The following is an 18,202-nucleotide window of genomic DNA, read 5'->3' as shown; positions in this document are numbered from 1 at the left end:
ACTACAACACTCGACGCGCCCACTCCGCCCTCGGCGGCCGCCCCCCGGCCACCCGACTCGCCGCATGACCGTCAACAAGGTGATGGGTCACTACACCTAGAGGGGCACTCGGCACTCACGACCCCGGGCGACCTGCGACGTCGTCGAGCCGGAGCTGCGTGGTGATCCGCCGGGCCAGGCCGGCGACGTCGGGGCCCGGCTCGACGTTGCCCTCCAGCACGAGAGACGCGAGCCCGTGCACCAGCGACCACGCGGCCAGCCGCCGGTCCCGGTCCCGCCCTTCGCCCTCCAGCACCGCGGCCGCGCGCCCTCGGGCCTCCGCCAGCGCCGGATCGTCGGCGCGGACGAGGTCGGGGCTGCGCATCACCGCGAAGTGCGCCGGGTGCTCGACGGCGAACACGACGTACGCGACCCCGGCCTCGGCGAAGTCCGTGGCGTGCGCGACGAGGGCGTCCGCGAGCAGCGACCAGCCCTCGGCGGCGAGGGCGGTGAGCAGCCCCGTCCTGTCCGTGAAGTGGTGCGTCGGGGCCGCGTGCGACACTCCTGCCCGCCGCGCGAGGTCACGCAGGCTCAGCGCCGCGACCCCGCGCTCGGCGATCACCTCGACCGCCGAGGCGAGCAGGGTCCGTCGCAGGTCGCCGTGGTGGTAGGGCTTCACCCGCGACATCTTGCCAGTGGCAAGTCGATCCTCAGCGCCGGACGCGCGCGAGGGCCCGCAGCACCCCCGTCAGCGCCTCGGGGCCGACGACGCGGTGCTCCGCCGCGGTGTCGCCCTCGCCGACCTTCACCCCGACGTCGCCCGGCCGGAGCCGGGTGAACACGGACTCGTCCGTGACGTCGTCGCCCGCGAAGAACACGGCGTCGGCCCCGAGCCGCTCCCGCAGCACGTCGACCGCCGCACCCTTGCTGACCTGCAGGACCGCGAGGTCGATCACCGCCTTGCCCTCGGTGGAGTCCACGCCCTCCCACGTGCCGGGCCCGGCCCGGACAGCGTCGAGCACCCTCGTGCCGACCTCCGGCGCGGCGTTGCGGACGTGTACGGCGACCCCGGCCGGCTTGTGTTCCAGGGTCACCCCGATCTCGCCCTCGACCAGGTCGACGAGCGCGAGGGTCAGCTTCTCCTTGAGGTCCTGCTGCTCCGGGCTGAGCAGGGAGCCGTCCCCGTCGGTGAGGCCGGGCCCGTACTCGCCGCCGTGGCTGCCGACCATGTGGACCGGCTCGGCGAAGCCCGAGACGGTGGCCAGGTCCGTCAGCCCGCGCCCCGACAGCAGGACGACGGTGGTGCCCGGCGCCCCGGCGAGCTCGCGGACCGCGTCGGCGGAGTCCGGCAGGGGCCGGGCGTCAGAGGGCACGGGCACGATCGGGGCCAGCACACCGTCGAAGTCCAGGGCGACGAGCAGGGTGCCGGCCTGGCCGAGCCGGTCGAGCGCCACGGACAGGGCGGGGTCGAGCTCGGGCTCAGCCATCCGCGCGCTCCAGGCCCAGGGCGTCGAGGAAGGACCGGGCCCACCGGTCGACGTCGTGCGTCATGACCTGCTTGCGCAGGGTCCGCATCCGCTTGCGGCCCTCCTCCGGCGGCATGGTCAGCGCGGCGTACAGGGCCTCCTTGACGCCGTCCGTGTCATGCGGGTTGACCAGGATGGCGCTGGTCAGCTCGGCCGCGGCACCCGCGAACTCGGACAGCACCAGCGTGCCGCCGAGGTCGTGCCGGCAGGCGACGTACTCCTTGGCGACGAGGTTCATGCCGTCGCGCAGCGGGGTCACGAGCATGACGTCCGCGGCCAGGAAGAAGGCCGCGAGCTCCTCCCGCGGCAGCGACTGGTGCAGGTAGTGCACCGCGGGGTGGCCGACCTTCGCGAACTCGCCGTTGATCCGGCCGACGGAGAGCTCGATGTCGTCGCGCATCCGCTGGTAGTGCTCGACGCGCTCGCGGCTCGGCGTGGCCAGCTGGATCATCACCGCGTTCTCGGAGGTGATCCGGCCCTCCTGCAGCAGCTCGTGGAAGGCCCGCAGCCGGACGTCGATGCCCTTCGTGTAGTCGAGCCGGTCGACGCCGAGGACGATCTTCTCCGGGTTGCCGAGATCCTCCCGGATCTGCGCCGCCCGCTTGACGACGGCGTCGGTGCGGGAGAGCTGGTCCAGCTGCGCCGAGTCGATGGAGATGGGGAAGGCGCCGAGCCTCACGGTGCGCCGCCCGACCGTGACCTCGTTGCGGTTGCGGACGGCCCCGGCGCCGGCCAGGCGGGTGGCGAGCCAGCGGAAGTTCCGCACGCCGCCCGCGGTGTGGAAGCCGATCACGTCCGCGCCGAGCAGGCCCTCGACGATCCGGGTCCGCCAGGGCAGCTGCATGAACAGCTCGGTGGGCGGGAACGGGATGTGCAGGAAGAAGCCGATCCGCAGGTCCGGGCGCAGGTCGCGGAGCATCCCCGGCATGAGCTGCAGCTGGTAGTCCTGGATCCAGACGGTGGCGTTCTCGGCGGCGACCTTCGCGGTGTAGTCGGCGAAGCGCTGGTTGACCTTCACGTACGCCTGCCACCAGTGCCGGTGGAACACCGGCGGGGCCACGACGTCGTGGTACAGCGGCCAGAGCGTGCCGTTGGAGAAGCCCTCGTAGTAGTTCTCCACCTCCTGCGCGCTGAGGCCGACCGGGTGCAGCTGCAAGCCGTCCTCGACGAGCGGGCCGACGTCGGCGTCGGGCACGCCGGGCCAGCCGATCCACGCGCCGTCCCGGGCGCGCAGCATGGGCTCCAGGGCCGTGACCAGGCCGCCGGGGCTGCGCTTCCAGCGCTGGCCGCCGTCGGGCAGCTTCTCCAGGTCGACGGGCAGCCGGTTGGCCACGACCACGAAATCGGGCGGGGGAAGCTCGGATTTGCTGTTGCGGGCCACCTGATCCTCCTCGCGCCGCCGGCGCGGCCGTCGCCGGCGGATCCTCGAGGAGAACCCTACTGACCGCCGGGCAGGTTCGCGGGCTCTGAATCGTCGGCGGCGGCGACCGGTTCGGGGTCGCCCGAGGCGGTGCGCAGGCGCGGCCGGGCCAGGAACTCGCCGAAGGTCACGCCCGCCGCCAGCGCCAGCCCGATCGCCAGCGCCAGCGTGACCGTGACCAGCCCTTCGGCCAGCCCCTCGACGGCGAGCTGGTAGAAGCCCTGGTAGGCGGTCAGGCCGGGCAGCAGCGGCGTGACACCCGCGAGCGTCACCACCAGCGACGACACCTGCCGGGTGCGGCGCAGCAGGCCCGCTCCGATGCCGATCACGATGGCCGCGATCCCCGTCGCCGCGACCGGCCCGATCCCCGAGTACTGGTTGAGCGCGCTGTAGACGCCCCAGCTCACCGCGCCCGTCCCCGCCGCGTACAGCAGGGCGCGCAACGGCGCGTAACCCGCCAGGGCGTACCCGGCGGCGGCCACCGCGCCGGTCGCGACCGCCAGCGTGAACCGCCCGACGCTGGCCGAGGTCGAGCCCGCGACGTCGAGCGCGATGCCGACCGCGAACCCGAACTTCAGGCCGAGGACGACGCCGGTCAGCAGGCCCGCCGACAGGAGTGTGATCTCCGCGACCCGGCCGGCCGCCGTGACGTAGTAGCCGGAGATCGCGTCCTGCACGGTGCCGACCACGGACAGCCCGGACAGCAGCACCGTGATCGACGAGGCGACGACCAGCGACGGCCGCGTGCCCGGCGGGAACAGCCCCGCCGCGAACAGCCCGATCGTCACGGTGGTGGCCAGCAGACCGCCCGTGACCTGCTGGAAGAAGGCCGGGAGCCCCCAGCGGTTGAGGATCCGCCCGACCCGGTCGATCGCGCCCGTGACCAGGAACGCCGTGATCGCCGTGACGGCGCCGCCGCCCAGCAGGACCGCGATCGCCCCGGCCAGCGCGCCCCAGCCCGCCGTCGCCGTCCAGCGCGGGTAGGGGTGGCGGGCGTTGACCGCGTCGTCGAGCTCCCGGGCCGCGGCCCGCACGTCGAGCCGCCCCTCCACCAAGGCGTCGACCACGGCGTCGACCGCCGCGAGCCGCGTCAGGTCCAGCGTCTTGTACTTGACGAGCCGCATCGACGTGACGGGCGAGGCCGCGTTGCCGCGGTGGCAGCAGATCGTGATCGACGTGAACGTGATGTCCACGTCCACCGCCGGCAGGCCGCAGATCTCCGCGAGCCGCAGCATCAGGTCCGTGGTCACCCCGACGCTCTCCCCGCTGGAGAGCTGCACCTCGCCCACCCGCATGCAGAAGTCGAGGACCTCCTGCACCCGGGCGTCGTCGGGCACCTGCGGCCCGACCATGAGCATGGGCAACGTCGGCGGACCCGCCGCGAGCAGTCGGCGGGCGTCACGCTTCAGCGTCGCCCGGAGCCGGTTCGCCAACCGCTCGGCGGGGTTCAGCTCGTCCACCACGGGCGCCAGGCTGCCAAACGACCGCAGCGCTCTACGATGTGGGCTGCCGGGCGAGAGTCCGGTGGTGCCGGTGTAGCTCAGTGGTAGAGCAACTGTCTTGTAAACAGTAGGTCGTCGGTTCGATCCCGACCTCCGGCTCGGTGTCTGACCAGCGGGTTCCGGTTGGCGTCAGCGAGACGAAAACGTCGCGTCCTCGGCCATCGCGCGGTAGGCCGCCGAGGTCCGCGCGCGGGGCGCGATCGCGCACGCGTCCTGTAACCGCACCGGCGAGCTCGGCTTGATCTGTGCCACGGGTCGCAACGTCCACATCCTCGATGCCTCGGTGGTCACGCTGGTGCTGCCGAGACCAAGACCTCAGTGAGCTGCGACGCAGTTGGCGGAGTGCCGTCGGGTGTCGTGGGTACGTTCCCGGGATGCCTGAGCGCACCGCGCACCTGCTCACCCCGACAGGGGTTCGCACGCTCTTCTTCGAGACCGTCCCCGCCGGGGACGGCACCTTCCAGCTGGCCGCCTCCGAGTCGTTCTCGATGGCGCAGGGCGATGTTCTGAACTTCGGCGAAGTCGGGCTGACTCTCGGCGACTACCTCAACTTCCGCACCTTGGGCACCTTCACCGACGAGTAGGCGGACCTCACCGGGCCGGGGCTGCCCGCCGGGCACACCCCGGCGGGCAGAGTGGCTCAGATCCCGGCGGGGTCACCCCGAGGATCAGGTACTCCACGACGACGTCGAAGGCGCGACGCTCGGTCCCGGGCGGCCACCGTGGACCTCCTCGTCCGGCCCGAGGCGTTGGTGACCAGCCATCCGAACCGCTGGGCCGGGTCTGTGGTGCGGTCGCGACCCCGGGGACCTTCTCCGCGAAGTCCTCGGCTACTGACCGGCCTGGTTGCGACACGACTGTCGCATGCGACCGGCCGCGCGGATGATCTCCACCAGTAGGTCGGCGGCGGCGGCGTGCGCCGGTCGCCAGCCACTGCGGTAGGCCGCCCGTGCCGGTGGCTCTGCCGGCCTCAGTGCCTGGGGCAGTGGGGTCATCTCGAAGTAGCCTCCGGCGTGCTGCCGATCCGGGGTCCACGGAGCGTGCCGTGGCAGCGCCTTGGTGCTCATGGACCCCGCCGCTGTCCGTACGCTCGTCCGCGAGCACTGGTGGACACGCGCCGAGTACGCCGACCGGATAGACCCGGCGGGCGTGGCCGAACTCCTTGGGGGAGCATGCCGAAGGCGCGACGAAACCACGTGCTGAGCGCTGAGTGGCACTGCCGGGAGTTCTTGCACCTACTCCTGCAAGATCACTGATGGATCTATAGCGCACATTCTGATCGTTCTCCCGGCCGCGGGCTCAGCAGGGCCGGCGGCTCGCCATCGGACACTTGCCCCAGGAAAGGCCGCGTCGACCTCTGAGAAGGGGAATGTCCCAGGTTCATCCCTGAGCTGTGCGCCTTGAGTAGACAGGCTTCGAGCCGCAGTGTTGTGACCGATCCAGCACTACAGGTCATCCCGGCCAGTGGGTCAACAAGATCGGCTCGCATTCCCACGGCCGGCTGCGGCTGAGAGTCGCTGCTCGCAGCGACGTCAGTCGCCCGCCAGCCGCTCAGCGGAGCCCGCGGCCAGTGCTTGATCGATCTTGTGAAGAGCGCCTCTGACCAACTCACCGTATGCGTCGTCGCCCAGCGCGTCGGCCGTGGCCCGCGCCTTCTCGAGATGCTCACGAGCGCGGCTGGGGTCGCCGAGTCGCCGGTGGTCGTCGGCGACGCTCAGGTACAGCGACGGCATGAACCCCCGAACCTGCAGCCTGCGATCGAACTCCTGCGCACGCTCGTCGGTCACACCTTCTACAGCCGCCAAGGCTCGCTCGTCCCACAGGAGCTCGGCCCGGTCGTCGTCCTGCAGATCGGCGAGGAAATGCGCGATCACGCAGCGGTGGAAGTCATCGCCTCCGCCCCGCTCGACCTCTACCCACAACATCTCCAGCTCCTGCCGGGCCATCGCCCGCATGCCGGTCCGACCGCGCTGCACAGCGACGATCACCCGAGCCATGACGTCGTCGCCCACACATACACCCTTCTCGTCGCCGTCGAGGAGAACAAGATCGCCATCAGGGCGACGGGGTAACATGTTCACACGCGGAGGGACCTGTCCGTTCTGCCAGAGTGAGGTTCCCCCGCTTGCTCGGAGACCGACGTTCATGGCCGACAGGCCGTGAAGGGAGTCTCTGTGGCAGCACCGAAGAAGTACCCCGACGAGCTGCGTGAGCGCGCGGTCCGGCTCTACCGGGAGTCCGACCCCAAGTCGGTGATCCGCCGGCTGGCCGAGCAGCTGGGCGTGCACCACGAAGCGCTGCGGAACCGGATCCGCCAGGACCAGGCCGACCACAGCGAACGCCACGATCGCCCCACCACCACCGAGACCGAGGAACTACGCCGGCTGCACAAGGAGAACGCCGAGCTCCGCCGGGCGAACGAAATCCTGAAGGCGGCGATTCCTACGACAACGCGCTGATGGAGATTTCTTCTCCACTCTCAACACCGAGCTTGTCTACCGGAAATCGTGGCGGACGCGGGAAGACGCCGAGAGAGGATGGCTCGACCGGCCTCGGCCGAGTTCGGCGTTCGGCCCGATCGCCGAACTCGGCCGGAGCCAGTTCGCAACAGCTTCTCCCGTGTCGATGCGTGGTGGCGCTGCGGGTGCCTCGACCAGAACGGACGGCGTCTCGGACGTCTGTGTTCCGTATCGTCCGGAAGTCCCTCCGGTCGACGCCACCGGTCACCGCCACCCTCGACGAAGGCAACCGACCCGAGGGTCGGCATCGACGGCATGTTGTGCGCCCGTTGTCTCAGCGACCCCTGGCCCGGTCGCAGATGCAGCCGCGCTCGTGCGACATGGAGAGCGTCGCAGCGCAGTAGCGCACGTCGATGGCCGAGTGCTCGGACCAGAGGTGCACGCAGGCCAGGCAGCGCGGGCCCTCGTCCAGCTCGGCCCACTCGTCCTCGACGGTCCTGCCCGGTGTGCCGACAGCGGCGCCGTTGAGCCCGCTCATCGCACGTTCTCCGGGATGTGGTCGAGCGCGGCCAGAACCCGGACAGCCAGGGCGAGGACGGCCTGCTCGGAGAGGTCCGAGCCCTCCCGGATCTCTGCGCGGACGAGTGCCAGCCGCCGTTCGTAGCCTGTGATGGTGACAAGCGGGACCGATGTCATGCCGGTCGTCCGTCCCCCGGGCGGCGATCCGCCCGGCCTGGCCGTTCACCGAGGACGACGGCGGGCCGAACGCCCGCGTACAAGGATGCTCCCGGTACGGACCACCCTACTCGGCCTGCTGCTCCCGCGGCGTGTCGAGCAGTGCCGGCCGCTCGTTTGCGTGGGCAGGGCGGCAGGAGGACAGTCTGGGACGAAGCCACATGGCTCCATGGCCCGCGTCCCACTGGCGCGGCACCCGAGCTCGGCGCACCACGCCGACCGAGGAGATCCGCCATGTCCGACAAGTCTCCGCGCCAGTCCAGTAGCAAGAAGTCCGGCAAGACCATCAAACAGAAGCGCGCCGAGAAGAAGTCCGCCGCGGCCGCGGCCCTCAACCGGGCCGTCATTCCCACGCGGAAGGACAAGTAGGTAGCTGCTCCTGCCGTCACACGCCGCGGCCACCTCGCCGGCTCGGTACGGCCTGTCGTAGGAGGGCCGGCGCGCTCGTCAGGTATCGAGGCGGCCGACGACCGCGCCGAGAAGGTTCCGCAGCGGGCGAGGCACCGCTCGTCACGATGCCGTCGTGGAGTCCACCGCCTGACCCTTCCGCATGCGCGAGCATCTTCGCTTCCAGCCGGAGGCTCACCACGACCGTGAACGCGACCGACAACGGCGAACCCGCGCCACCGCTCCCGATCCCGTCGCACGGCAGAGCCGACGACGCACTCGAGCGCTGGGAGGGAGAGGGCGGCTGCGTCGGGCTTCCCACCCTTCGGGATGCGCGACGCCCGAACTCGATCACGACCGGTCGCTGACTCCGCTCGGCCGGGCACGATCGCCGCGGCCCGACCGACCCTCGCCGGCCGGGGCGGAAGACCTCGAAGCGACGCGAAGATCTTCCCGAACCCCGCTCGTCCACGGCGCCCGGAGTGCGACCGGAGCACCCCTCCGGCTCCGGTCGCTCTCGAACGCCGCGGACGATGCCGAGCGGCCGGTCAGGTCGATGCCGTCAGCGGGGCCGAGCAGGACATGGTGCCATCGGTCTCCCCGATTCCTTCCCCTGCTCCGGGCGAGGGACGGTCGACGGGCCCGGCTCGTAGATCGTGGACCGAACCTCCGCGTCGTCCCGATCCGCGGCGCCAGTGGGACAGGGGACGCCGACCGGAGGGTCTTCGCTGCTCAGGGCGTGGGTCATCGGCGCGGGGTCCGACGCCCTGGTCTCGCCCCAGCCGACGTCGGACCCGCGGGTGGAGCGCTGAAGACGGGCACCGACGGTCTGAGTTGCACAGCTAGCCCTGCCTCTCTTCGGACGGATGCTCGGGCACACCGCCGAGGACTGGGGCAGCTGGGCTTTTGTACCCCGGCCAGGGAGCCAGGGCAACCCGCCGTCGGCGTCGGAGGCCCGCGGCCGGCGCAGCGACCCGGGCTGACGGGACGGTCCGAACCGGGCGGGACGCGGTAACATTGGCCACATCCGGCGCTCGATTCAGGCCCCCGTCGCGCCTTGATCGACGGCCCGAGTCGCCGAGAGGACGTGAGCGCTATGCGCGTCGTGTCATGCCGGGAGTTGTCTCCCGGGCGGCAGGCCGTCGGTGTCTGATCGGGGCGCGGCCGCCCGGGCCCTGCTGGCCATGGGCCGCGACACGGCCGACGACCGCACTGTTGCGCTGCGGATCTGCCGGGCGTGTGCGGCCGGTCTCGACGTCGACGGCGCGGCGATCTCGATCCATACCGCATCCGATACCCGACAGACCTTGGCGGCCACCGACAAGACCGCAACGGTGCTCGAGGAGCTGCAGTTCACCCTCAACGAGGGCGCCTGCGTGGAGGCCGCCACCACCGGTAACCCCGTTCTGGTGCCGGACCTGCTGCACAGCACCGAGGTGGAGCGGTGGCCGGTCTTCGCCGCCGCGGTCGCGGAGCGGACACAGGTACGCGCCCTGTTCGCGCTCCCGCTGCAGTGGGGCGCGGTCAACCTCGGCGTCCTCGATCTCTACCGCCGGGCACCGGGCCGGCTCGACGACACCCGGCAGCGCGACGCACTCGACGCCGCGGACATCGCCACCGTCATGCTCCTCGGACGTGTCACCGATCCCGACGGACAGGCCGGCGACTGGCCCGACGGCACGGCGCTGAGCAGGCCCGAGATCCACCAGGCGACCGGGATGGTGCTCGCCCAACTCGACACCACCGCACCCGACGCGCTGGCCCGGCTACGCGGACACGCCTTCGCCCACGACAGGCTCCTCATCGACGTCGCCCGCGACGTGGTGACCCGCAGACTCACGTTCTACGACGATAGGGAACAGCCATGAGCTCGTCCGAGGGGTGTGTCCCATGAGCCCAGTCCATGCCGATCGGGAGGAAGCGGTCAGCAGGGCGTTCGTCCAGCTGGCGGACACCCTGGTCGACGACTACGACGCGATCGACCTGCTGTACCGCCTCGCCACCACCTGTGTCGAGCTGCTCCCCGCCGACGCCGCCGGGATCGTGCTCGGCGACGCCCGCCGGGAGCTGCACGTCGTGGCGGCGTCGAGCGAAGCGGCGCAGCTGATGGAGCTCTTCCAGCTGCAGAACGACGAAGGCCCGTGCCTGGACTGCTTCCAGACCGCGGCCCCCGTCAGCGTCGACGACCTCGCCGACGCCACCGACCGGTGGCCTGCCTTCGTCGATGCCGTCGCAGCGCGAGGGCAGTTCCGAGCGGTGCACGCGCTGCCCCTGAGGCTGCGCGGCCAGGCGATCGGTGCTCTCAACCTGTTCGACCGACACCCCGGACCACTGCCCGCCGCCGATCTCGCTCTCGCCCAGGCCCTGGCGGACGTCGCCACGATCGGCATCCTCCAGGAGCGGGCGATCCACCGGGCCGAGGTCGTCAGCGAACAACTCCAGACCGCCCTGACGAGCAGGGTCACCATCGAGCAGGCCAAGGGCGTGCTCAGCCAGTGGCTGGGGGTCGATGTGGAGACGGCCTTCGACCGGCTCCGCGCCCACGCCCGCGCCCACAACCTCAAACTGGTCGAGGTCGCCCGACGCATCGTCCGGAGGGAGATGGACCCCGCACAGTTCCCCGCCCCCGCCCCCGCCCCCGCGTCTCGTCGACCGTGAACCGGGGGAGCCGACGGCGAGTCCCCGGCCCCCTCGATGCCGGTGCTCTGCTGGTAGGCAGGACCGGCAGGGGGTGAGGCCAGCACGAGCTCGAGGGTGTTCGGTCAGCGCCGTGCGCCACGGCGGCTGTAGGCCGCGGTGACGATCGCGACGCCGATGACCGCGACGACGAGTTGGACCACCAACTCGAGCCAGTCGATACCGCCGGTGTCGGTGGAGATGCCGATGGCGCGGGCGAGGAACGTGCCGACGAACGCGGCGACGATGCCGACGACGATGGTCAACCAGATCGGGATGTTCTGTTTCCCGGGCAGGACGAGGCGGGCGAGGGCTCCGATGATGGCGCCGATGACAATAGCGGTGATGATCCCGGTGACGGTCATGAGTTACTCCCAGTGATGGTCGGCGTGGGTGTTGTGGACTCGGATGCGGATCGTGGGTGATCGCTCCAGGGCGATCGTGGTGAGCTGCTCCCCGACTGCGGACCGGACCTGGTCGGGGAGGTCCCCGGCCTCGCGCAGAGGGGTGGAGACGGTGGCGCGGACCCGGCCGGGGCTGACGGAAGCGGTGGCGCGGGAGACCCCGTCGACCCGGCGCGCGGCACGGACGACGGCGGTTCGCACGCTCCGTCGGGTGGCTCCGGCCTGCGTACCGGCGCCGACGGCAGCCAGGGACAACACGTTCGGTGCACCGGGCAGCCAGGCGCAGACCAGGAGGATCACCCCGAGCGCGCCGAGAACCCCACCACCGATCAGGACGGGCAGGTCGGCCCAGGTCAGCTCGGACCCTCGGGTGGCCAGCGAACCGAAGGGGATGACGGGCGCCTGCCCGAGCAGTACCTGCACGCACGACGCTATGACGAGCGCCATGAGCGCGAGCAGGATCGCGGCGACAATGCTGGCCGGGATCACCCGGCGGGGCCGGCGGATCACCGCAGCACCCGGCCCGACGCTGGCAAGGCGGAGATCCGGGTGGTGACGTGGACGCGGTCGGCGACGCCACCGACGTCGCCGGTCTCGCCGACGGCGCGGGCGGCGATCTTCTCCACCACGCTGTCGGCGATCGTGGTCCGCCCAGGACCGCCCGAATACTCCCGGAGGGCGGTCTGGGCGGTCGAACCGGGCCGTGCGTCGCGTGCCGTGTCCGGCGCAGGCTCGGGGGCAACCGTGGTCATCGGGGTGTCCGGTCCCGGCCGGCGGAGCCGAACCGGGACAGATCGAGCCGGCCGTCGAGGTAGCGGCCGACCGCGAATCCGAGGACACCGAAGATCAGGACCACCACGAACGCGACCAGGCCGCCGAAGGCCGCGGCGAGACCGAGGCCGATCCCGGCGATCGTGCCGAGCAGGGTTGCGTTCATCGCGCGGGCTCCTCGTGCTCTGGCCGAGCTCGACGTCGATCGGGTCCGTCGTCGGCGGTGGGGGTGGGGCTGGGTGGCTCGATGGTGATGACGGTGGTGGCCGCGGTCTCGGTGTTGCCGACCTCGACCGTGACCGTGGCCCCTGCCGGAGGATCGATCGGCACGACCGGGCCGGCGGCCGGGGGTTCGATCCCGTCGCCGTCGCCGGTCACCCTCGACGACGGGAGCGTGCTTTCGGTGAGGGCTGCGGCACCTGGACGCGGTGGCCGGCCAGCCGAGCCGGCCTCCGCCGGAGGTCGCGGTTCCGGCTCGTCGCCGGGCAGGCGCAGGTCCTCGATGACGACATCGACCGGCCTGCCGGCGGCCCACGGCGCGACCGCCGTCCGGACGTGGGCGGCGACCTGGAGCATGCTGGCAGCGGCCAGGTACGCGGTCACGTGGATCTCGATCGCATCGGTACCGATACGGATGCCGGGGAGGCGCCGCCCCGGCAGGTAGGTCGCGACTTCTCCATAGGTCCCGGGATGGAGCCCGGCCACCAGCGGGCAGGACGTGACGGCGGCGGCGATGAGGTCGACGTCGTGCCCGGGGCCAAGGGATCGGGCGGATTCCCGCGGCGGGCGGGCCGAGCTGGGATCCACGGTCATTGCACGCGCCTCTCCCGCTGCTCGCCCCCGTCGTCGCTGCCCCCGTCGTCGCTGCCCCCGTCGTCGTCGGACGGCAGGTGGACGTCGTTGACGTTGATGTTGACCTCGACGACCTCGAGTCCGGTCATCCGCTCCAGCGACGTGATCACGTTCCGACGCACCGCCTTCGCCAGGTCGACGATCGACACGCCGTACTCGACCGCCATGTCCAGATCGACCGCGGCCTGGGTCTCGCCGACCTCCACCGTGACGCCCTGCCCGGCGTTGACGGTTCCACCCGGGATCCGTTCGCGGATCGCACCGAAGGCCCGTGCAGCTCCGCCTCCCAGCTTGTAGACGCCGCCGACCTCACGTGCGGCCAGACCGGCGATCTTCGACACCACAGCCTCGGCGATCAGAGTCCGCCCGTGCGAGGTGCTCAGTCCGGAGGACCCGCCGTTCGACGATGTCGCCGGTGTGGATGTGGGGGACGCGGTCGGTGCACTCATGGCTGTCCTTTCTTCACTGTCTGGCCCGGGCGGTGAGGCGTGCGATCCGGGCAGTGGTGGGCCAGCGCACGGTGTACGCCCAGCCGAGCTTCTCCAACGCCCAGATGACGCGGGCGGTCATGTCGATCTGGCCGCGGCCGATTCCGTGACGAGCGCAGGTCGGGTCGGCATGGTGCAGGTTGTGCCACGACTCGCCCATGGACAGCACGGCCAGCGGCCACACGTTGGTGGCCTTGCCCGGCGCGTCCCAGGGCCGATCGCCGATCATGTGACAGATCGAGTTGATCGACCAGGTCACGTGGTGCAACACCGCGACCCGGACGAGCCCGGCCCAGAAGAACGCCGTGAGCGCGCCCCACCAGGACTGGGTGACCAGCCCGCCGATGGCCGCGGGGGCGAGCAGGCTCAGCGCGGTCCACAAGGGGAAGAGCCCCGCGATCCGCACGAGGGCGGTATCGGAGAGCAGATCCGGGGTGAATCGTTCGGCGTTGGTGCGCTCCCGGCTGAACAACCAGCCGAGGTGCGCGTGGAAGAAGCCGCGGGCGAGGGCCACCGGCGTGGTTCCGAAGAGCCAGGGCGAGTGGGGGTCGCCTTCCTTGTCGGCGAACGCGTGGTGGCGGCGATGATCGGCCACCCATGTGATCACATCTCCCTGCATGGCCAGGCTGCCGGCGATCGCGAGGCCGTTGCGCAGCCCACGGCGGGCCTTGAACGCGCGATGGGTGAAGTGGCGGTGGAACCCGACGGTGACCCCGAACCCCGACAGGTAGTAGAAGCCGACGGTCAGGCCGACGTCGAGCCAGGACAGTCCCCACCCCCAGGCCAGCGGCACGGCGGCGACGAGAGCGAGCATCGGGATGAGGGTGAAGACGTAGACCAGCGCGGCCTCACCACGCGGGCGCCGATCTGCGTACACGGGCTTTCCGACCGGCCGGGGTGGAGCAGGGGAAGGATCGTGCGGGCCGGGTGGTGAGGGGAGGATGTGGGTGGTGGTCACGTTGACTCGACGCTCCTGGACGTGGGCGGCGACACGCTGGCAGCTACCAGGTGCCCGCCCGCCAGGGTCCGGAGCGGGCCAGGCCCGCCGTCGGTACGAACAGGTGGTACGACGCGGCCTTCGCCTCCTGGGTACCCCCGGCAGGGCCGCGCCAACCAGCAAGTTGTCGCCTCAGATCGCTCCGGCGGGGCACGCCGCGCTCCCGGGGGTCTGATGGTCCCCTCCGCACTGCTCGACGGTGTAGTCTTGCGTCACAGAGTTCTTCCAGTACGTCAGCGGTCTGCCGACGTCGGCCTCTGCGAAATCCGGTGCCGAGTGCTCTCGCTCGGGAACGGGGACACCGATATGACATCGGCACCCATCTCATCCAGCTCCGCCATGAACGCCGGGTCCGGCCCTGCCCCGTCCGGCGAGCGGCTCCGACTGTCGGTCAAGCCGGTCGGCCCGGTGGTCACCGGGCAGGTCGACGGTGCCTGGTGGCCGCACTCGCGTGATCTCGTCGGCGAACTCGCCGCCCTGCTCCCGGCCCTGGTCGAGCGCCTCGGCCCCGTCGAACGCATCAGCTACCGGCTGACCGAGTGGGACCCCGCGGATCGCAAGGCCGACATCGGCGGTACCCGCGTCCGGCTGGGCGGCTTCCGTTCCCAGACCGCACACACTGTGGACGTGCTCGCCGAGCAACACCGAGTCACGCTGCTCGTCATCCCACCCGACACGGCAGACGGAGCCGCGTCCTCAGCATTGGGAACCGCGGGAACCGACGGCAACGCCGACAGCATCGACGAGCTGCTGACCGCAGCCGTCCCCGCCGCCTGACATCCCGCATCCCGACACCACGGAGGCGCACCATGACCACTGCGTCGACCGATCGACGCCAGACCCCCTACGAGCGCCGGGTGGAGCTCGTCACCGACGCGGTGGCGGCGAACTCGCCCCTGACGAGGGCCGCCGCCGGTGAGCTCGCCGTCCTCATCCTGAACGCGCTCGACCACATCCCCGAGCGGGTGCGGTAGACGATGCCCGCCACCGGGTCACGGGCAGGACGGTCGCGCGGAGAACACGCCGACACCGCGGCCACCGCGGCGCAACAGCACCCGCTGCCCTGGCACAACACACCTGCCGGCGGCGAGAACCACGTCACCGACGCACGTGGCGCGACGGTGTACCAGGGATGCGACGCATCCGAGATGTTCCGGCTGCTCGAGGCCGCCACCACCCACAGCGAGCCGGCGCGACGACAGTCGCGGGCACTGCACGGGCTCGTGCGCCGGCGTCGCTCCGCCCATCCAGCGGGGCGATGAACCCCATACCGCTCGTCGTACGGATCCGCTCTGTCGCAGTCAGTCACGCAGCAGGGTTCGATCCACCCAGGCGCTGACGTCGATGTCGTGCCGGGCAGCGATCTCGATGAGGTCCTCCAGGCGCGCGCGGTGCCGCGCTGCCTCATACGGCTGATCGTCTTCGACAGCGGCGACGAGGCGCTCCTGGGTCGCCGTGATCTGTATCCGCAGCTCTTCGAGCACGATCATCGCCTCCTTCGGCGCGTCGGCGGGTGCGGAGGTCTCGCGGACCGCGGCGGTGCCACGCGAGGTCAGTCGGAGCGTGTCAGTCGGAGCGTGCGGACTGCCGGACCAGCACGTACGACTCGGACCGGGGAACGGTTGCTCCGGCTCGCACCGCGGCGTCGACGGGCAGTTCCTCGAGGAGGGCGTCGACGCGGTCCGCCGCATCCCGGTCCGTCCACGTGGTCACGAGCAACAGGCTGCCGCGCTCCCGATCGACGAGCAGCTCGGAGCTGCAGAGACCGGGGGCGGCGGACATGCGGTGCAGCAGCTCGTCCTGGGCGAAGGCCAGCCCGGCGTCGACCTTCGCCGGCTCGAGCTGCACACGGGTCATCCGCACCGACGCACCCGGATCGGGAACCGCGGATCGGTCGGCATCGACGACTTCGAAGCTCTCGGCGACCAGTTCGCCACCCGCCGCGACCGCGGCGCTCTCACGGGCGCGGGTCAGGACGACCTCCGAGGAACGCTGCGGATCGTCCCAGTAGGACATCGCGACGATCACGCCGCCCTCCCGGTCGACGAGTGTGGTCAGGCCCTGATTCCCGTCCGCCGACTCGACGGCCCCGCGATCGGACTCCTCGATGTCGGCGACGCCGGACCCGATCTTGGCTCGCAGCCCGAATATGGTGTTGACCCGCGCGTACATCGGGAGCCTCCTCGCCGCCCCACCACGATGTGGGACCACCACACCCTCGCGCAACGTTCGCGCCCTTGACAGGAGGCGATAGACCCTGACGGTGTGCCATGCACCACAGCAGCGCCGGCCCACCCGGTCCGGTTCATGCAGGCGCGTCGTCGTGCCGTGGGACGGCGACAACCACCGTCGGGTCATCCTTCGCGATCTGGATGATCGTCTTGCCGGGCGTGCGCCGGTGGCGGGCGAAGGCGGCAGGCGTCTCGACGAGTGGACGGACGTCGCCGACGATGGGCTTGAGGCGGCCGTCCCGGAGCCGCTGGGCCAGGTCGGCGAGTCGCGCGCGATCGGGTTCGACCACGAAGAAGACGGCGCGACCGTCGTCGGGTTGCACGGCGGGTGGCTCGGCGATGGTCACGAGGGTGCCGCCGGGGCGCACGAGGGCGGTCGAGCGCTCGAGGACGTCGCCGCCGATCACGTCGAGGACCACGTCGACGTGGCCGACCCCGTCCAACGAGTCGGCGTCCAGGTCCAGGAACGCCTGTGCGCCGAGGTCGAGCACGACGTCGCGGTCGTCGGCCCGTCCGGTGCCGATCACCTGGGCTCCCACCTCCCGGGCGAGCTGGACGGCGATCGACCCGACGCCGCCGGCGGCGCCGTGGATCAGCACGGTCTGCCCGGTGGTGAGCTGCGCGTGGTCGAACAGCCCTTGCCACGCGGTCAGCCCGGAGATCGGCAGTGCGGCCGCCACGGTGTGGTCGATGTCGGCGGCCAGGGGTGCGAGGTTGCGCGCCTCCACGGCGGTGTACTCGGCCAGGGAGCCGTTGCGGGTCCAGTCGGCGAGGCCGAACACCCGCTGCCCGACGGTGAGGCCGGTGGTGCCGTAGCCCAGCTCGACGACGACTCCGGACAGCTCGTGCCCGGGCACGCTGGGTGTGCGGTCCCGGCCGGCCCGGTCGGTCCAGGTGCCGGGCCAGTCGAGCTCGCCGGGGGTGAAGCCGGCAGCGTGGACCCGCACGACGACGTCGTTCTCGGCGGCGTGCGGGTGGGGCAGGTCGGTCAGGGCGAGCCCGGCGATACCGGCCTCGCGGTCTCGGACGGTGATGGCGTGCATGTCAGTTCCTTTCCAGGCGGCCACTCGACCGGCAGGGGTGTTCTGGACGAGCCCCCGACGAGACTCGCGCCTTCATGTGCGTCAGCTCGGCCAGGCCGAGCCGAGGATCCGCTCGACGGTGGTCGTGCGCCGGAAACCGGGGACGAAGTGCTCGAGGACGTCGGAGTTCACGGTCCCGTTCGTCGTCTCCGGACGGTTCTTCAGCCCCTCGTGATAGGCGCGCAGGAACTCGTTCTTGAAGTCGTCGCGCGGGTGAACGGCGAGTGTCTCCGCCAGCTGGTCGGGGTCCAGGCCGTCGAGACCGAAGCCGAGCACGTCCGTCAGCACGCCGAGATAGGTGGCGGCGATCTCCGGACCCATGCGGTCGGGAATTCCCGGCGTCGTGTGCAGCGCGATCGCTGTCCACACGGTCTCGGCGGCCGCGGGGGAGAAGCCCCGTTCGAGCAGGAACGTGCGCGCGTGGTCGGCCCCGTCGACCTCGAACCGCTGCTCCACCTCGGAGAAGGGCGTGGCCAGACCGGCGTCGTGGAACAGGGCGGCCAGGTAGAGAAGCTCGGGATCAGGTGCCAGGCCGAGCCGGTCAGCGTGGAGCCGGCCGAAGACGAAGACCCGGCGGGAGTGGTGGTAGATGAGCGGGCTGGTCGTCTCCTGGATGAGACGTGCGGCTTCGGCGGTTGCCGCCGTCTCGGGGATCTGCACGCCCGCGATGACCTCTGACATGGCTTCTGCGCT

26 protein-coding genes and 1 tRNA gene are annotated in these 18,202 nt (G+C 71.3%); 8 read left to right on the top strand and 19 right to left on the bottom strand.

Features of this window, described 5'->3' with window-relative positions:
• Window positions 1-115 precede the first annotated feature (115 nt).
• Genes AB0B41_RS13120 through AB0B41_RS13105 form a run of 4 tightly spaced genes read right to left on the bottom strand, consistent with a single transcriptional unit; the run spans window position 116 to window position 4,388 of the window.
• Window positions 116-667, bottom strand: coding sequence for a TetR/AcrR family transcriptional regulator (locus tag AB0B41_RS13120; RefSeq protein ID WP_358202374.1), 552 nt, complete (start codon window positions 665-667; stop codon window positions 116-118).
• A 22-nt stretch (window positions 668-689) separates the two neighbouring features.
• Window positions 690-1,466: a trehalose-phosphatase gene (gene otsB, locus AB0B41_RS13115; protein ID WP_358202371.1), complete on the bottom strand. Its 777-nt coding sequence runs from the start codon at window positions 1,464-1,466 to the stop codon at window positions 690-692.
• On the bottom strand, window positions 1,459-2,886 hold the full coding sequence (locus tag AB0B41_RS13110; RefSeq protein ID WP_358202369.1) for a trehalose-6-phosphate synthase: 1,428 nt from the start codon (window positions 2,884-2,886) through the stop codon (window positions 1,459-1,461). Before AB0B41_RS13110 ends, otsB begins: the two co-directional genes overlap by 8 nt.
• Before the next feature lie 56 nt (window positions 2,887-2,942).
• Entirely contained in the window at window positions 2,943-4,388 is a 1,446-nt protein-coding gene (locus AB0B41_RS13105) for a threonine/serine exporter family protein (protein ID WP_358202368.1), read from the bottom strand.
• 66 nt (window positions 4,389-4,454) lie between these two features.
• Between AB0B41_RS13105 and AB0B41_RS13100 the strand changes: the two genes are divergently transcribed.
• Window positions 4,455-4,526, top strand: a tRNA-Thr gene (locus AB0B41_RS13100).
• Window positions 4,527-4,556: 30 nt separating this feature from the next.
• On the opposite strand, the gene AB0B41_RS13095 is transcribed toward AB0B41_RS13100, so the two are convergent.
• Window positions 4,557-4,679, bottom strand: coding sequence for a hypothetical protein (locus AB0B41_RS13095; protein ID WP_358202365.1), 123 nt, complete (start codon window positions 4,677-4,679; stop codon window positions 4,557-4,559).
• 122 nt (window positions 4,680-4,801) lie between these two features.
• Here AB0B41_RS13095 and AB0B41_RS13090 point away from each other — a divergent pair, with 122 nt between their 5' ends.
• Window positions 4,802-5,011 (top strand): hypothetical protein, encoded by a 210-nt coding sequence (locus AB0B41_RS13090; RefSeq protein WP_358202363.1) that lies wholly within the window; start codon window positions 4,802-4,804, stop codon window positions 5,009-5,011.
• 948 nt (window positions 5,012-5,959) lie between these two features.
• Here AB0B41_RS13090 and AB0B41_RS13085 read toward each other — a convergent pair.
• Window positions 5,960-6,439: a hypothetical protein gene (locus tag AB0B41_RS13085; RefSeq protein WP_358202361.1), complete on the bottom strand. Its 480-nt coding sequence runs from the start codon at window positions 6,437-6,439 to the stop codon at window positions 5,960-5,962.
• Window positions 6,440-6,601: 162 nt separating this feature from the next.
• Between AB0B41_RS13085 and AB0B41_RS13080 the strand changes: the two genes are divergently transcribed.
• Complete coding sequence (locus AB0B41_RS13080) at window positions 6,602-6,886, top strand: transposase (RefSeq protein WP_358202359.1); 285 nt, start codon at window positions 6,602-6,604, stop codon at window positions 6,884-6,886.
• Window positions 6,887-7,220: 334 nt separating this feature from the next.
• Here AB0B41_RS13080 and AB0B41_RS13075 read toward each other — a convergent pair whose 3' ends face one another.
• On the bottom strand, window positions 7,221-7,424 hold the full coding sequence (locus AB0B41_RS13075; RefSeq protein WP_358202357.1) for an RGCVC family protein: 204 nt from the start codon (window positions 7,422-7,424) through the stop codon (window positions 7,221-7,223).
• Window positions 7,421-7,582, bottom strand: coding sequence for a DUF6307 family protein (locus AB0B41_RS13070; protein ID WP_358202355.1), 162 nt, complete (start codon window positions 7,580-7,582; stop codon window positions 7,421-7,423). Before AB0B41_RS13070 ends, AB0B41_RS13075 begins: the two co-directional genes overlap by 4 nt.
• A gap of 273 nt (window positions 7,583-7,855) precedes the next feature.
• Here AB0B41_RS13070 and AB0B41_RS13065 point away from each other — a divergent pair, with 273 nt between their 5' ends.
• The 3 genes from AB0B41_RS13065 to AB0B41_RS13055 all read left to right on the top strand — a co-directional run bounded on the left by AB0B41_RS13065 (window position 7,856) and on the right by AB0B41_RS13055 (window position 10,666).
• Window positions 7,856-7,990: a hypothetical protein gene (locus AB0B41_RS13065; protein WP_358202353.1), complete on the top strand. Its 135-nt coding sequence runs from the start codon at window positions 7,856-7,858 to the stop codon at window positions 7,988-7,990.
• 1,163 nt (window positions 7,991-9,153) lie between these two features.
• The gene (locus AB0B41_RS13060) at window positions 9,154-9,876 is read left to right on the top strand and encodes a GAF and ANTAR domain-containing protein (protein WP_358202351.1); all 723 of its coding nucleotides are present in this window, start codon (window positions 9,154-9,156) and stop codon (window positions 9,874-9,876) included.
• Window positions 9,877-9,898: 22 nt separating this feature from the next.
• Window positions 9,899-10,666, top strand: a complete 768-nt coding sequence (locus AB0B41_RS13055) for a GAF and ANTAR domain-containing protein (protein ID WP_358202349.1) — start codon at window positions 9,899-9,901, stop codon at window positions 10,664-10,666.
• Window positions 10,667-10,770: 104 nt separating this feature from the next.
• On the opposite strand, the gene AB0B41_RS13050 is transcribed toward AB0B41_RS13055, so the two are convergent.
• From AB0B41_RS13050 to AB0B41_RS13020, 7 genes are read right to left on the bottom strand one after another with little or no spacing between them, the layout of a single operon-like run.
• Complete coding sequence (locus AB0B41_RS13050) at window positions 10,771-11,049, bottom strand: GlsB/YeaQ/YmgE family stress response membrane protein (protein ID WP_358202346.1); 279 nt, start codon at window positions 11,047-11,049, stop codon at window positions 10,771-10,773.
• A 3-nt stretch (window positions 11,050-11,052) separates the two neighbouring features.
• The gene (locus AB0B41_RS13045; RefSeq protein WP_358202344.1) at window positions 11,053-11,598 is read right to left on the bottom strand and encodes a DUF6286 domain-containing protein; all 546 of its coding nucleotides are present in this window, start codon (window positions 11,596-11,598) and stop codon (window positions 11,053-11,055) included.
• Entirely contained in the window at window positions 11,595-11,840 is a 246-nt protein-coding gene (locus AB0B41_RS13040) for a hypothetical protein (RefSeq protein ID WP_358202342.1), read from the bottom strand. The genes AB0B41_RS13045 and AB0B41_RS13040 overlap by 4 nt, the downstream gene beginning before the upstream one ends.
• The gene (locus AB0B41_RS13035; protein WP_358202340.1) at window positions 11,837-12,025 is read right to left on the bottom strand and encodes a hypothetical protein; all 189 of its coding nucleotides are present in this window, start codon (window positions 12,023-12,025) and stop codon (window positions 11,837-11,839) included. Before AB0B41_RS13035 ends, AB0B41_RS13040 begins: the two co-directional genes overlap by 4 nt.
• Entirely contained in the window at window positions 12,022-12,672 is a 651-nt protein-coding gene (locus tag AB0B41_RS13030; protein WP_358202338.1) for a hypothetical protein, read from the bottom strand. The genes AB0B41_RS13035 and AB0B41_RS13030 overlap by 4 nt, the downstream gene beginning before the upstream one ends.
• Entirely contained in the window at window positions 12,669-13,160 is a 492-nt protein-coding gene (locus AB0B41_RS13025) for an Asp23/Gls24 family envelope stress response protein (protein ID WP_358202336.1), read from the bottom strand. Before AB0B41_RS13025 ends, AB0B41_RS13030 begins: the two co-directional genes overlap by 4 nt.
• Before the next feature lie 13 nt (window positions 13,161-13,173).
• Entirely contained in the window at window positions 13,174-14,076 is a 903-nt protein-coding gene (locus AB0B41_RS13020; protein ID WP_358202334.1) for an acyl-CoA desaturase, read from the bottom strand.
• Window positions 14,077-14,535: 459 nt separating this feature from the next.
• On the opposite strand from AB0B41_RS13020, the gene AB0B41_RS13015 reads away from it, so the two are divergent.
• The gene (locus tag AB0B41_RS13015; RefSeq protein WP_358202332.1) at window positions 14,536-14,973 is read left to right on the top strand and encodes a DUF5994 family protein; all 438 of its coding nucleotides are present in this window, start codon (window positions 14,536-14,538) and stop codon (window positions 14,971-14,973) included.
• 32 nt (window positions 14,974-15,005) lie between these two features.
• The gene (locus AB0B41_RS13010) at window positions 15,006-15,170 is read left to right on the top strand and encodes a DUF6307 family protein (protein ID WP_358202330.1); all 165 of its coding nucleotides are present in this window, start codon (window positions 15,006-15,008) and stop codon (window positions 15,168-15,170) included.
• A 327-nt stretch (window positions 15,171-15,497) separates the two neighbouring features.
• Here AB0B41_RS13010 and AB0B41_RS13005 read toward each other — a convergent pair whose 3' ends face one another.
• The 4 genes from AB0B41_RS13005 to AB0B41_RS12990 all read right to left on the bottom strand — a co-directional run bounded on the left by AB0B41_RS13005 (window position 15,498) and on the right by AB0B41_RS12990 (window position 18,190).
• On the bottom strand, window positions 15,498-15,686 hold the full coding sequence (locus tag AB0B41_RS13005) for a hypothetical protein (RefSeq protein WP_358202328.1): 189 nt from the start codon (window positions 15,684-15,686) through the stop codon (window positions 15,498-15,500).
• A gap of 76 nt (window positions 15,687-15,762) precedes the next feature.
• The gene (locus tag AB0B41_RS13000) at window positions 15,763-16,368 is read right to left on the bottom strand and encodes a hypothetical protein (protein ID WP_358202326.1); all 606 of its coding nucleotides are present in this window, start codon (window positions 16,366-16,368) and stop codon (window positions 15,763-15,765) included.
• A 133-nt stretch (window positions 16,369-16,501) separates the two neighbouring features.
• A complete protein-coding gene (locus tag AB0B41_RS12995; protein ID WP_358202324.1) occupies window positions 16,502-17,470 on the bottom strand; it encodes an NADP-dependent oxidoreductase in 969 nt (322 codons plus the stop codon).
• An 81-nt stretch (window positions 17,471-17,551) separates the two neighbouring features.
• Complete coding sequence (locus AB0B41_RS12990; RefSeq protein ID WP_358202322.1) at window positions 17,552-18,190, bottom strand: HD domain-containing protein; 639 nt, start codon at window positions 18,188-18,190, stop codon at window positions 17,552-17,554.
• Between the last annotated feature and the right edge of the window lie 12 nt (window positions 18,191-18,202).

It is taken from the genome of Pseudonocardia sp. NPDC049154 (assembly GCF_040648315.1).
In the GTDB taxonomy this organism is placed as follows: Bacteria; Actinomycetota; Actinomycetes; order Mycobacteriales; family Pseudonocardiaceae; genus Pseudonocardia.
The sequence above is the reverse complement of the archived record's forward strand: the minus strand, read 5'-3'. Positions and strand labels throughout refer to the sequence as shown.